Origin of the sequence: Nocardioides alkalitolerans DSM 16699 (assembly GCF_000426525.1) — a bacterium.
Classification (GTDB): domain Bacteria; phylum Actinomycetota; class Actinomycetes; order Propionibacteriales; family Nocardioidaceae; genus Nocardioides; species Nocardioides alkalitolerans.
In genome coordinates, this window is sequence record NZ_AUFN01000002.1 from 39,511 (window position 1) to 52,927 (window position 13,417).

Here is a 13,417-nt window from a genome sequence, read left to right on the forward strand (position 1 = left end):
GCTCAGCCCGTCTGGCCCGGTAGCTGGCTGGGGGCGGGGAGGTCGGGTTCCTGGTCGGGGAAGTAGACCCGTCCGACCTTCCAGCCCGCCTGGGAGCCGGTGCGGCTCAGCCGCACCTTGAACACGCCCTGGCCGGTGGTGAACCGCACCACCGCGGAGGTGTCGACCGTCTGGGGGTCCAGCGTGCCGGCGTCGAGGATCTCCAGGGCCGGGACCAGCGTCGGGTCGGTGGCCACGTAGGCCTGCTGGCCTGCCGGCGTCATCAGCGGCTCCAGGTCGGCCCACCACTGGGCGTAGCCGACCTGCGGTCGCGCCCACAGCTCCAACCACTGGCCAGCGACCGTGACCGCGTCCTGGGCCTGCGGGGGCGCGGTCTCCTCCTCGTGGAGGTGTTCCCCGCCCTCCTGGTGGGGGTCGTCGGTCTCGCCCGGAGCGCTGGGGCCGGTGGTCTGCTCGTCCGCGGCGCGGTCGAGATCCGGGGCCTCGACGCCGCACCCGGCGACGCCGAGCACGACCGACGCGCTCACCGCGGCGGCCAGGCCGGTCCTCAGCGCGGTCTTGAGGGCCGCCCGCCGCAACCGCCGGGCGGTCATGCGACGCCCTCTGCGACACCGGCGTCTGGCAGGGCCACGATGGTGGTCCCACCGCGGTTCCAGCGGTGGTTGGTGTCGTGTAACGACAGCTCGGCTGCGCTCATCGCGACCTGGGTCGCGACGCCGGCACGGCCCGCGACCTTGATCAGCACCTTCCCGGCGTCCGGCGGCGGGGCGGGCTTCTCCTCGCCCGTGTGGGGGTTCTTGATCATCTGCGGCTCCCACCCGGGCGGGGTCGACCAGCCGGCGACCGTGGCGATCTCGGCCGCGGAGAGCTTCTTGACCCGCGAGAGCGCCTCCAGGTCGTCGGCCCCGAGCGCGAACGTGGCCACGATCTGGGCCCGCTCGACGAACCCGCGGGCCTTCTGCACGTCCGCGGCCGACTCCATCGACTCCAGGTCCTTCATCGAGTGGGAGATGAAGATGTAGGAGACTCCGTCCTCGCGGTTGAGCCGGGTCAGCGAGTTCATCCGGTCGACCAGGCCGACGCCGGGCAGCCCCATCGGGCGCCACATCTCGTCCATCACCGTCAGGAACGACCGCTGCGGTGCGACGCCGGCGTCCGCCAGTGCGTTCGCTGCCTCGATCGCGGCGAACGCCTCCGACCAGGCGGTGAGCATGACGGCCGACAGGATCGCGTTGGGCCGGTCGCGCACCGCGGAGATGTCGATCGACAGCGCCGGTGCGTCGAGCCGCAGACGCTGCGTGGTCTGCCCGTTGAACGTCGGCCCCAGACGCCCGTCGATGACGGAGGCCACCGACAGCGTCAGGTGGCGGGTCTCGCGCTTGAACGCCGCGACGTCCTCGGCCCGCAGAGCGTGCACGAGCTCGGGGCGCGGGTTCTCCAGCAGCGCCAGGAGGTCCGCCAGCGTCGGGGCCTCCCCATCCGCATCTCTGCCTGGGCTGGGGCGGGTGTCATGGAGCAGCCGGATCGCGGTGCGCAGCGTGATCTCCTCGGCCTCGAGGAGCGTGGAACCGCGGGCGATGCTGAGCAGTGCCGCGGTGGTCTGGGTGCAGCGGTCGACCGCGACGGTCCGCAGGTCCTCGCGAGCTCGCCCCTGCAGCCGGTCCGCGGCCTCGGCCAGGGCGCCCAGGTCCAGGGGGTTCATCCGGTCATCGGGCCCGCCGGCGCGCACGACCGTGCCGCCCAGGGCCTCGATGACGGCCGAGTAGTCCGGCTTCAGGTCGCCGCACACCACGGGCACGGTGCCCATGGCGGCGGCGCCGACGATCTGGCGCACCACGAACGTGGACTTGCCGAACCCCGGCAGCCCGAACACGAAGATCGACGGCGTCGAGATCAGGCCGTGGCGAAACCACGTGATCCCGTCGCAGCACACGGTCGTGCCGGTGATGATGTCCTGGCCGACCGGGACACCCATCGCCGGTCGCGACGAACCCCCCGCGAACGGCCATAGACCGCACACCTGCACGCTCGTGCCGCGCCACCACGGCGGCGTCGGCATGACTCCCCACCGGCCCCCGCCACGGCCCTTGAACCCCCGGGCCGTGCGCGGGTTGGTCCGCCACTCCAACGGCTCAGGGCCCGTCTCGTCCCCGACACCCGGCCCGGCACCTGCCCCGGCACCGGACAGGGGGGCGGGGGCCTGGTGGGCGTGACGCCCACCGGCGCCGGGCGCAGCGACGCCCGGGCGCCGCCCGGGCCGCGCGACAGCCCCGGCCTGCCGACCGGACTGCTGGCCGGCCCGGTGACCGGTCTGAGTGCGGCGCAGACGCGCCCACAGGCCCCCACCCGTCGGACGGCCGGGGCCGCCGGCGTGGGTACGCCGGGCGCTCACAAGTACTCCCGGATACGGGTGGGGATCACGGTGTGCTCCCACGGCACCACGCCGGCCGGCAGCGTGGTGGCGAACGCCGCGGCCTGGCTGCCCCAGGCGCGGCGGATACGCATGGACGCCGCACCCGCGTTCGACTCCATCGTGGCCACCGCCTGGTCGAGGTCCTCGACGTCGGTGACGGTGCCGGTGATGAGGATCGAGAACGGCGTCAGCGTGGCGCCCGTGGCCACCTCGAGCCGGGACCGGTCGGTGGCCTGCATCCGGAGCTTGGCCTGAGCGGTGGTGCGCTTCTTCGACTGGCTCGAAAGGAAGATCGCCGCGTTCGCGTCCCGCTCGCTCGAGGTCACCGCACGGTCGGGCGTCATCGGCCGGTACAGCAGCGCGACCCGCTTGCGGGTGAAGTCACGGTGCGGCGCGATCAGGTGGCTCAACCCCATTTCGGTGATCACCGACCGGGGAGCCTGCGACAGCTCCCACGTCACCGAGATCCCCGAGTCGTGGGTGAGCCGGTCCCACGTCTCCTGGTAGGCCACCGGGCCCGCCTCGCCCCATTCGAGGACCTGGGGGTGGCCGGCGGCTTCGGCCTGCTCGATCCACGGCTGCGCGGCCGGGTCGTAGGCGGTGTAAACGATCTGCGGCAGCGCGGCCGCGGTCACCATCGACACCGCGCCGCCGCCAGCGGCACCCAGACGAGAGACCAGCTGCGGCACGCGGCGCGCGAGCTCGGAGAGGATCGCGGTCTCGTCGTTGCGGCGGTTCAGCAGCCGGCCCCGGTAGGTGAGCTCGATGTAGGTGACGTTCTCGCTCGAGGCCGACGGGTAGCCGGCCACGCAGGCGTCCATCACGTCGCGCGCCAGCTGGGGCGCGCCGGGGTCCATCATCGAACCGACCATCGTCGAGAGCCGTCCGCCCGGGTCGGGCGCGGTGTCGCAGATGGCCTTGACGCCCACTAGGCCCGGGTCCTGGCCCAGGTGGCTTAGCACCTGCGACCAGCCCGCGACCCAGCCGTCGATGCGCTCCTGGTCCTGGAGGCCGGGTCCGTCCGCGACGCACCTGGCCACGATCGTGTAGAGCCCCCGCGCGAGCGGGTTCTTGATCACCGCGAAGCTCGACCCGAACGGGTCGGTCTTCTCCAGCAGGTTCGTGCGGCCCAGCGTGCCCGGCAGCCGCATCACGCCAGTGGTGCCCGCGGCCGCCTCGGCGACCGGGGCGTTACGGGAGAAGACCCCGCTGCGCCACTGGTGCTCACCCCGGTTGCGCACCTGCGCGAACCCGATTCGCCGGACCAGCCACGGCCCAGCAGGGGTCCCGAGGAGACCGAACGCCACGCCGGTCACCGCGAGCATGACCAGCATGGTCGGGAACGACTGGAGGAAGATGAAGACGCCCATCGAGAAGACGAGGCCGCCGAGGAGCACCACCGTCGCCACGAAGCCCGCGCCCATCACGCCCGGAGACTTCTGCTGCGCCCAGTTCCCGTAGGTCGGGCGCGCCGCCGTAGCGGCGTCGTTGGTGCTCATGACTCATCCCCCTCGATCATCGATCCCGCTCCATCGGCAGCACGGCGCCCGCCCGATGCGCCCGCACTCCCGGCCTGCCAGGCCGGCCGACTCCCAGAAGCCGTCCCCGGCAACGCCTGGCCCCCACCGCCACTCGAGACGCCGCCAGGGCCGGAACTCCCAGCGCTGGAACTGCCCGATCCGCTGCCCGCGGAGCCGGGGCGCGCCTGAGGCCGGGCACCAGGTGCAGTGCCAGCCGTCGAGGTCGACGTCGGACTCGCGCCCGCTGGCCCCGAACCGCCAGTAGTCGTCCCGGCCGCACCGGCGCCCGTCGCGGGTCCACCAGGAGCTCCGCCAGCGGCCCCACCGCCGCTCTCCGAGCCGCCCTGGCCGCCCTGGGCGCCCGACGCGCCGCCCGTCGGGGCATCGCCACCGCCAGGGGTCTCCAGCGCCTTGTCAGCGCCACCCGACCCGCCCGATCCGGCAGAAGAACCCGGGCCGCCCGCAGGGCCGCCCGACCCCGACGGACCCGAGCCCCCACCAGCACCAGAACCGCCACCGGAACCGCTGCCGAACCCCCCGAGAGAACCCCCGGCCCTCGACGCGGCACTGCCGCCGGCGAGGCGGCCCACCGACCCCATCGCCCCGGCGCCCCCGGCACCAGAGCCCGCAGCCGCGAGGCCGCCCGCGGCCGCACCACCGGTTGCCAGGACCGCGCCCGTCGCAAGAGCGCCGCCGACCACAGCACCGGCCATCGCGCCGGCGTTGGCGCCGCCCATCGATGCCGAGACCGGCGCCACCAGGCGCAGCAGCCCGGGCAGGGCGATCAGCGAGAAGAGCATCAGCATGATCCCGCCGATCTTCTCGATCGGGTCGTCGCTCGAGGTGCCCACGATCGCGATCGCGTAGATCAGCGCCGTCACCGGCTTGATCAGCACGAACGCCAGCAACCAGCTGATGATCCGGTAGTAGGCCTGCTGTCCGGTACTGCCCACCGACGCCGCCGCGGCGATCGGCAACGCAGCCGCGAGCAGCGGCACCACCGCTGAGCGGGCGATCATGATCGCGAGCTGGGCCAGCTGAATGATGATCACCAGCAGCCCAAGCATGAAGACGATCAACACGTTCTCGAATTGCATCAGGTCCATCTCGACCCGCGCCTCAGACATGATCCAGTTCGTGAACTCGTCACCCGCCTCGAGCGCCACGGTCAGCACGAACCCCAGCCCGCCGGTGATCAGCACGACGCGCACCACGGCGTAGGCGTACTCCCGTCCGTGCTCCCACCGCTGCGTGACCGCCAGCCGGTACGCGGTCACGAACGTCGCCCCGATCAGAACGAGCGCCACGATCGGGGCCAGGTGAGCGTTCGCCCACGCCACCACCCCACCAGAGCCGAAGCTCGGGTCGGGGTACTGCATCCACGCCGTCATCAACGTCGTGAACGCCCACTCAGCACCGTCCGCGGCCGCCTGCGCCAGCTGACCGAACGCACCACCCAGTAGCGCGTTGCCAGCATCAGCGACCGCGCCCCCCGGGTCCCTCACGACGTCGACGACGTCCTCACCGAGTTCGACCGCGTCACCTCCAGCACCGATCAGGTCCCCGGCAACCGAACCGAGGCCACAGTTGAAACCGGCAATCAGCCCTCCGCAGTTGTCGCCCTCCGCCTGCAGGGCAGCCGGGTTAGTCGCGACCGCAGGGGCAGCCAGCGCGGACGACTCGACGGTGATCGCCGCGCCCGTCCGCACAACTGGCGCCGCACCCGCACCCGGCCCGAACGCCGCTGAGGTCGCTCCCACGACTTCCCCGGCGCCCTGGTCGCTGCTGCTGGAACCTTCGGTGTCCGGCTCATCAGCAAAGCTCGGGCCCCATGCGAAGAAGCCCTCTGTCGTCGGGACCTGCCCGGTCGGCACCTCGTCATCGTCGAAGTACGTGAACTGCTGGTACCAATCACCGTCCTGCCAGCGCAGGTCCACAGAGAACACGACGAGAGCACCGTCAGGCGTTTCATACAGCAGGCTCGCGACGGCCCGGTCAGAGTCGTACCGAAGTAGACGTGCACCGATCAGATCGGCCTCCAGGTCGCCTTCGCCCGCCAGCTGACCGCTGCCAGCTCGGGCTTCTCGCACGGCGCCCAGGTACTCGCCGGCCCGGGTCGCGCGGGTCTCGACGTACTCGAGCATCACGGCACGTGTGTTCATCGCCGCGACGCCGGCGGCGGCCGCCGAGACTGCGCCCTGCGGGTTCCGTGCGTAGCCGGACCGGACCCCGGTTGAGCTCTCTTCGCAGGGCCCGAGTTCGGAGTCCTCGGGGAACGGTAGGGACCAGTCGGTGTTCCAGGATTCGACCTCGAAGGGCACCTCGGGGACCGTCTGGTCGCCGTCGGGGAGGTCGCAGATCGACGACGACGGCTCGCGTGCGTCGTCGGTGCTCTGCGACCCACCTGACGCGGTGGTGTTGCTGGCGTTTCCGTTGTCGCGCCCGACTGTCCACCCGGCGATCGCGACGCCGGCGAGCAGAACGCCGATCACGACCGCAACGGCGATCTTCACCCAGCCCCGGCGGGGCTCGTCGTACTCGTCTCGCCTGAACATGGCCAGGGCCTCAGACGAGGAAGAACACGATGGAGGTCGCGGAGCCGACGAGGATGCAAGCGACCATCACCATCATCAGCTGGCCGAAGTGCTCCGAGACCGTGCCGCGCTGGTACGAGACGGCCATGCTGATCGCTGCGATCAGCACGCCCGCGACGCACGCGAGCATCGCGACGCCCATCACGACCCCGAGCAGCGTGTCGGCCTTCTCCTGCAGACCGCCCGGCAGCGTCGGCTCCGGGTCGACCTCGAACGCCGAGGCCGGCCCAGCGACGGCGAGCGTGGCCAGGGTCAGACCCACCGTCATGGTGGTCATGGTGGCGATGCGGCGAATGATCTTCATGGTGTCCTCCGAGATGAGTGGTGCTGTGTGGGGTGGGGTGTAGGACGAATGGGTCTTCAGCCGCTGTGGGCTTGAAGGTCGATCAGCTGTCGCGCTAGCTGCTGGGTGATGGGGCGCGGTGCGCCCGGCACGTGCTCCCACAGACGAATCCAGGGAACGCGGATGATCGTGGGAGCGACGGCCTCGAGCTCGTGCAACCGCACCTGGACGTCGCGACCGGGGCCACCTCGTCGCCGGTCGGCGACCACGACCAGCGCCAGGAGGCGGACGTCGTCGATCGCGCCGGAGAGGACCTCGCGCATCAGCGTCGATGCCGCTGAGAGGCCCTCGGAGGTCGCGCGGGCAACGATCACCACGTCGCCCGGCCACCCGATCGCGCGTAGCGGCCACTGACGTGTCAGCGGCAGCCCCAGGCCGGTTGCCTTGGCCAGCGAGGTCTCCCCTGCGCCGTCGTGCGCGCCGACCCAGACGAACCGGTCGTCTCGCGGTGCCGGGCGCGTGATCCGCGGCGAGACCGTCGCCGGGCGGGTCGGAGTCACCGGCAGATCCACAGCAGCCCACAGCTGGTCGCGCTCCCCGTCAACGTCCTGCCGCTCGTCGAGCTCGCTCGTCGCGCCGGCGTCGATCGGCGCGACCGTCCAGCGCGCGACAAGGTTCGCCGTCTCGGTCGTCATCGCCGGCCCTCGCTGTCGCAGCCCTGGGCGTCGCTGAGCCCTACGGCGCTCGTCACGAACGCACGGAACCCACACGCGTCGCTCTCGCGGTCCGCGTCAGGGCTGGGAGACGACGAGGACGACCCCGCCGGGCGGGTGTCGCTGCCGGCGGAGTCCATCTGGTTGGTCGACCACACGGCACCGACCGTCGCGCCGACCACAGCGATGACGCCTGCGGTGACACCGAGCTTGAGCCGCCCACCGAGCCCGCTCGAGGCGATGCCGCGAGCTGAGACCCCGCCGCCGGTCCCTCTCGGTTTCGCAGCCCGTGGAGGAGCCAACGACGGTGCCGACCGAGGAGCCGTGCGCGGTGCGACTGTCTCCGCCGGTGAGGGCGAGACGTCGACGACGTCCCAGCTCCCGCCGTCCGGGTCGACCACGAACTCCACGACGCCGTCGGGGTCCTCCCCCACACAGCGCACGGCGCGCCCCAGAGGTTGCGCGACCGTACGCGCCACCTCGTGCACACCAGCGACGTACGGATCGATGCCAGCCGCGACGATCACGGCCCGGCCGTTCACGGCCACTCCACCAACAACCGGGTCCACCACGAGCCGGACAACCGGTCGCGGCGGGACCCGGGACGAAGATCCCGAGCTCCCCATGTCCATCCTCCCGAGCGGTATTTGGACCATCAAAATCTAAAGACGGCCACCGACAACGCCAACCAACGGGCCCTCACCCGGCTGGGTTGAGTGCCCCATTCGCGATGTCACGACACCGCGTTCCGGTGCAGAAACTTGTAATGCGAGGACCTGCAGTCCGATCGGTCAATTCCTGCACACCAATGCAGAGCGTTTGCGTCCGCTACGCTACCAGATGTGCACGTTTAATGAACCATGTTGCGGAGGTGTGCCATGCGTAGAACCAGGTCAGGCAGAATGCCGACGTGCCCAAGGTCATCGTCGTCACCACTGCGGAGACGCCGGTGAATGTCGAGATCGCTACGAGGGTCTTCGGGTCTGCGCTCCGGGCTCACCTGATCCGCCACTACCTCAAGACGCCGGGACCTCAATCGCACGCAGCTGAGGCTCTCGGCGTTACCAGGCGTGCAGCGTCGATCAACACCAAGCTGCTCCATGACGCCGGTGTGCTGATCGAAGAGCGGTCGGAGACTGACGGCCGCCTGGTCATCTACCGCGTTGACCAGGGCCGCGTCGCCGAGCTTGAGGCGGCCCTGCACGACTTCGTCGCCGGCGAGTAGCCGCGGTCGGCGCCCGACGCATTGCGCGGTCCAAGCGACACGCCGACACGACCCTTAAATGTCGAGCATTGCGGCCACCGGGCGATTGAATGCCCGTAATGCGCATGCGCAAGTTCGCGACTTGAGGAGGAACCGATGGCCACGACCCACCGCCCGTACCGGCCGCATGGCTCGGTGCGCTCGAAGGCCAACTTCACCGCGAAGATCGACGCGCCACTGAAGTCGAAGGTCAACGCTGTTGCCGACTACATCGGCGTCAGCCAGGGACGAGCCCTCGAACTCATCCTCGAGAACCTCGCGATTGACGCGAACGGACGCCCGGCCTGGTACGACGGCCCCGTGCGCCCCCACGACGACCAGGAGCTGCCTCTGCAGAGCGCGTCCTGAAATGACTTGAGGCCCGCCTTGGGGGGCGGGCCTCGCAGTCACTCTTGTTCGGCAGTCCGAGCTACCAACTCGGCTGACCGCCACCGCTAGACGGTGATCAATCCACACGAAGCCTGATGAGGGCTTCTACGCGTCTCCAACCCATCGAAAGAGACGATCCGATGGTAACACCGTGCCTGGGCGGAGCCAGGCCCAAATCGCCGCCTCCGCGTGTCTTTACCCAGCCGCTCTGCACCGCAGTGGCGGCCGGGTGCTCGCCTACCCCCGTGGGGGGGGACTGCGCGTGAGCACGCTGCTGCAGCTCGACGAGCTGCTGTTCTCTCCCACGGCCTGGTTCGCGATCGCCGCGGACAACCAGGCCGTGCCCGGCGTGCGCGTCCCCACCCTCGAGACCGGGCTCTCTCTGGTCGGTGAAGGCGCGGTGGCCACCGTCGTGGGACGGGTGCGCCCCGAGGTCCAGGTCGTCGACGTCGACCTCTCAGGCGAGCGTGGCCACGCCGTGGTCGAGCAGCTCGCCGCCTGGTGCCGACGTGCCGACCTCTGGCACCTCGTGCGGCCCTCCGGCGGCGCTGACGGCCGCCACCACCTCTTCGTCGTCGCCGGCAAGCACGTCGAGGACCTCCACGCGACCGTCGAGCGCCTCCGTGTCTCGATGCGCGCCTCCGCGCGCACCATCGACACCCGCCGCTCCGGCCACGTACGCCCCCTCAGCGCCCCACACCGCCTCGGTGGCCACCCGAAGCCCTACGGAGATCTCCGCACGGCCCTGCGAGCCCTCAGGACCGCTCTCAGCGACGCACCCGTTGCTCCGCGGGCCCCTGGCGCCGGCATGCCGCCCCAGGCGCCGCGCCCGACGGCTCGCCGGTCGTCGGTCGCCCGTACGCCGCTGGCGCCCACGCGGCCGCGCCGACGCGTCGACCTGCCCCCGCAGTGGGCCACCTACCTGCGCACCGGTGTCGCGCCGCCCCACGGCGGCGAGGACCAGTCACGCTCCACCGACGAGCTGCGCGCGACCACTGCGATGCTCCACGCCGGCCACACCGCCGAGTCCGCGTGGGCGCTCATCGCCGCCGCCCACCCCGACGCGATGAGCAAGGCCCGCGGCAACCGCCGCCGCTGGATCGCCTGGGTCTGGAACGACGTCGTCGAGCGCGACGCCACCAACTCCAGCACCGCGGCCGCCGTCGGTGGCCGTGCCGTCTCGGCGGACACCGCCCCCCTCACTGGCCCGGAGCCCAGCTACCTGCCGAGCCCTGCCGTGGCGGCCGCGGTCGCGGCCGCCCGTGCACGTCTCCTCGAGCGCGCCTGGACCCTCCCGCTGCGCCGGCGCCGCTCGCTGCTCCTCGTGGGCCACCACGTCCTGGACCGCATGGCCCGCACCGACACCTGCCGCGTCCCCGTCCCCGAACGAGATCTCGTCCTCGACACCGGCCTGCGCGACCGCAAGACCATCCGCGCCGCCCTACGCCTCCTCGACGGCCCCCCATCAGGCCGCCCAGCTGATGTCCCTGCAGGTGCCTGCAGCGGTGTCGGGGTGCTGCACACCGACACCTGGGACCCCGCCAAGAAGGACTCCTCCAGCTACGAGTTCGAAGTTCACCCGGCCCCTGACGAGGGGGTGCGGGAAATCCCCCCACCTGGTTTTCACACCCCCCTCCCCCGCGGCCTCTGGACCCAGTTCCCCGGACATGCCCACGCGCTCTGGCGCGCCCTCGCCTCCAGCCCGGAGGCCCTGACCGTTGATCAGGTCCTGCACGCCAGCGCCCTCACAGACACCCCCATCAGCTCGCCCAGCCCCGCACAAGCACGTACTGGCCATCAGGTCCTCACCGAGCTCGCCAGAGCCGGCCTCGCGCACTGCACCGCCGATGGCACCTGGGTCGTGCGCCACGCACCCGGCCTCGAGCACACCCAGCGAGCCGCCCGCCGCCACGACGAACTCTCGGCCGAGGTCACGGCCGAACGCGCCGCCTACCGGTCGGCCACCTCGAGCTGGAACGTTGAACGAGCACGCGCCCACAAGGCCCAGTTCACCCGCGAGCGCGCTTGGTGGAACGCCCTCGACCCCACGGAGCGCGACCGCCGACGCGACGCCTGGCGCTCCGAGTTCGACGCCCTCGCTGTCCTCGACCAAGAACGCCTTAAGACCCACCTGGCCCAGCGACGCATCCGCGTCGGCGTCGACGAACCCGCGCGCCACCGCGCCTGGCTCGACGCACTCCCCCGCCCCGATTACGCCACCCGCGTCAGCGAGCGCCAGCGCCGCTACGACCAGCTCCCACGGCCCCTGCAGCAAGCGTCCGTGGCCGCGTGGGAACGCCACCGCGCCCGCTTTGGCCTCGACCGGCACCTCGTCGACGACAGCCAGGAGTTCGCGCTGTTGCCCGACACCGCTGAGGAACGCGACCGCGCCCACCTCGAGACTCAGACATTGCGGCTAGCCGGCGTCAGGGTTGCCGGCTGACTTATCGGCGCTCCGTAGCGCAGTATGTCAGTACCTACGGAGACAATGACGGGTCGTGCCCCTCGCTCAGCGGTTCGCCCCTGAAACGCGACGCGTTCCGTACTGGCCACCGGGGGCCCCTGAAGAAAGTTCGGCCTCCGGTGTCCGATCCCCGGGGCTGATCGGCACCTCCTCTTCGGTGTAAGGGCAGCTCGGTCGAGTCGCGGCCGAGCGCCCGCAGCGGAAGGGACCGAACCCGATGTTGGACTGGATGATGACCAACGCAGACACCGTGATGCGCCTGATCCCGACGGCAGTGGCCGTTGTCACCGCCGTGGCGAGGCGCCGGGGCAAGAACGAATGCCCCCGATGTCACGAGGCGGCACGCGACAACCGGCGCAGGCTGCGCTCTGCGCGTCGCGACCCGCTCCCCCCGCGCTGATCCCACACGCCCCGCGCCGGCGCGCCGGGCGCCTGAACGGGGCGCCCGGCGAGGGCCGCTGCCTCTAGCCCTGGAGCAGGTCGTAATACTGCCGGCGCGCACGCATCGAATGGATGACCAGCTGATCGCCGCTGTCGAAGGTGAGCACGACGATCTCCAGGAGCCGGGCCTGCCGATCGAAACCCAGGAGGAGCTCGCGCGAAGGGCTGTCGTCGTCGAGCCAAGCCCGGTAGACCGGCGACGCGGCCGCGTGCAGTGAATCGTCGGGATCGATGCCGTGCTTGAGGGCGGAGCTGTGGATGTTCACTAGGGACGCAGGACCAGGCGAGAGCGCCGGATCACTGGGCGTCGACGTACTGACTAACGGCCGCCCGAATTGCCTCGGAGCGCGTCACGTTCTGCGCCAGGGCAACCGCCTCCAGTGCGCCGAGCAGCGTCGGGTCCATCCGGACTGGCACCACGGCGGCGGGCCCATCGCCCTTCGCCGGCCGGCCCCGCCTGCGGAGCTGCTCGACCGGGTAGCCGGCCTCGGCCTCATCAGCCCACGCCTGGATCTGAGCGTCGGTGACCGGCTGGCCATCGACCGTCTGCACCTTCGTCTCGGAACCCATGCACCTAGGATACTCCATTTTCGTATTACGCAATGCGGGTCATCTCGACCGCCGCGACCGTTCGACAGGCGACTTGGTCTTCGACAGGTGCTGAGACGGCTAGTCCGGACGCCGTTGGGCGATCTGGAGCGCCCGGAAGGCCTGCAAGGGTCAACCGAGGTTCTCAGGGCGGCGCAACGGGGACCCGCGTCCCGTAGCTGTCGGCAGTCCTACCTAGAGTCTTTGGTGTCGGTCGCTCACGCGGGACCGGCCCTCCAAGCGCCCGGCGCGGCGGCCCCGCAAGGGACCACCGAATCAGTCGGGAGGAAGGAGGTGGGGACTATGACTGAAAAGTCATCAGAGACACCAGAACCAACAACTCCGACTCCAGAGCAGGAACCGGCAACGGACCCTGAACTGGAAAAGGAGAAGAGGGCCGAGCGCCGAGCCAGGCGGGCAAACCTGGCCATGAATGGCGCTCGAACCCTCTTGGCACTCCTGAGGTTCTGGTGGGGCTTCTAAACCCACCTAGGGGCTCCGTCCGGTCTTACACACCGGGCGGGGTCCCGCTTCTTGCAACTCCCACTGTACACAGGCTTAGCGCACGCAGAACCCCACGAATTCCACGATCCTCCAGGACACGGGATTCGTGCACGACGAACGTCGACGAGCAGCCCCCACATCTCAACGGCCTCGAGCTGCGCTCTCGAATCGGCCGTCCCTGCGGGCCGCACGGGGTGAGTCCCTCCGCTTCGCTCCGGAGAGTTTTCTCCTCCCCGGGCCACTGATTCTGGGGGCCGCGTGCCC

Annotated in this window: 11 protein-coding genes; 3 read left to right on the forward strand and 8 right to left on the reverse strand. The window is 70.9% G+C overall.

The annotated features are described in order from the left end of the window. Window positions 1–2 precede the first annotated feature (2 nt). The 6 genes from K329_RS0100480 to K329_RS29170 all read right to left on the reverse strand — a co-directional run bounded on the left by K329_RS0100480 (window position 3) and on the right by K329_RS29170 (window position 7,505). Window positions 3–593, reverse strand: coding sequence for a hypothetical protein (locus K329_RS0100480; protein ID WP_028471528.1), 591 nt, complete (start codon window positions 591–593; stop codon window positions 3–5). Continuing rightward, window positions 590–1,975: a hypothetical protein gene (locus K329_RS23590; RefSeq protein ID WP_052336199.1), complete on the reverse strand. Its 1,386-nt coding sequence runs from the start codon at window positions 1,973–1,975 to the stop codon at window positions 590–592. Before K329_RS23590 ends, K329_RS0100480 begins: the two co-directional genes overlap by 4 nt. 413 nt (window positions 1,976–2,388) lie before the next feature. Beyond that, complete coding sequence (locus tag K329_RS23595; protein ID WP_043641730.1) at window positions 2,389–3,912, reverse strand: SCO6880 family protein; 1,524 nt, start codon at window positions 3,910–3,912, stop codon at window positions 2,389–2,391. Continuing rightward, window positions 3,909–6,488 (reverse strand): DUF8175 domain-containg protein, encoded by a 2,580-nt coding sequence (locus K329_RS0100495; RefSeq protein WP_028471529.1) that lies wholly within the window; start codon window positions 6,486–6,488, stop codon window positions 3,909–3,911. Before K329_RS0100495 ends, K329_RS23595 begins: the two co-directional genes overlap by 4 nt. 10 nt (window positions 6,489–6,498) lie before the next feature. Beyond that, the gene (locus tag K329_RS23600) at window positions 6,499–6,831 is read right to left on the reverse strand and encodes a hypothetical protein (protein ID WP_052336200.1); all 333 of its coding nucleotides are present in this window, start codon (window positions 6,829–6,831) and stop codon (window positions 6,499–6,501) included. A gap of 56 nt (window positions 6,832–6,887) precedes the next feature. Further along, complete coding sequence (locus K329_RS29170) at window positions 6,888–7,505, reverse strand: DUF6668 family protein (RefSeq protein ID WP_052336201.1); 618 nt, start codon at window positions 7,503–7,505, stop codon at window positions 6,888–6,890. Window positions 7,506–8,433: 928 nt separating this feature from the next. Here K329_RS29170 and K329_RS23610 point away from each other — a divergent pair. From K329_RS23610 to K329_RS0100525, 3 genes are all read left to right on the forward strand, one after another. Further along, window positions 8,434–8,748, forward strand: coding sequence for a hypothetical protein (locus tag K329_RS23610; protein ID WP_043641732.1), 315 nt, complete (start codon window positions 8,434–8,436; stop codon window positions 8,746–8,748). 135 nt (window positions 8,749–8,883) lie between these two features. After that, window positions 8,884–9,135 carry a hypothetical protein gene (locus K329_RS0100520; protein ID WP_028471531.1) on the forward strand — a complete coding sequence of 84 codons (252 nt, stop codon included), beginning with the start codon at window positions 8,884–8,886 and terminating at the stop codon, window positions 9,133–9,135. 283 nt (window positions 9,136–9,418) lie between these two features. Continuing rightward, window positions 9,419–11,599 carry a hypothetical protein gene (locus K329_RS0100525; protein WP_028471532.1) on the forward strand — a complete coding sequence of 727 codons (2,181 nt, stop codon included), beginning with the start codon at window positions 9,419–9,421 and terminating at the stop codon, window positions 11,597–11,599. 485 nt (window positions 11,600–12,084) lie between these two features. Here K329_RS0100525 and K329_RS0100530 read toward each other — a convergent pair whose 3' ends face one another. Further along, window positions 12,085–12,327 carry a BrnT family toxin gene (locus K329_RS0100530; RefSeq protein WP_028471533.1) on the reverse strand — a complete coding sequence of 81 codons (243 nt, stop codon included), beginning with the start codon at window positions 12,325–12,327 and terminating at the stop codon, window positions 12,085–12,087. A gap of 31 nt (window positions 12,328–12,358) precedes the next feature. Next, window positions 12,359–12,631 (reverse strand): ribbon-helix-helix domain-containing protein, encoded by a 273-nt coding sequence (locus K329_RS0100535; protein WP_028471534.1) that lies wholly within the window; start codon window positions 12,629–12,631, stop codon window positions 12,359–12,361. Between the last annotated feature and the right edge of the window lie 786 nt (window positions 12,632–13,417).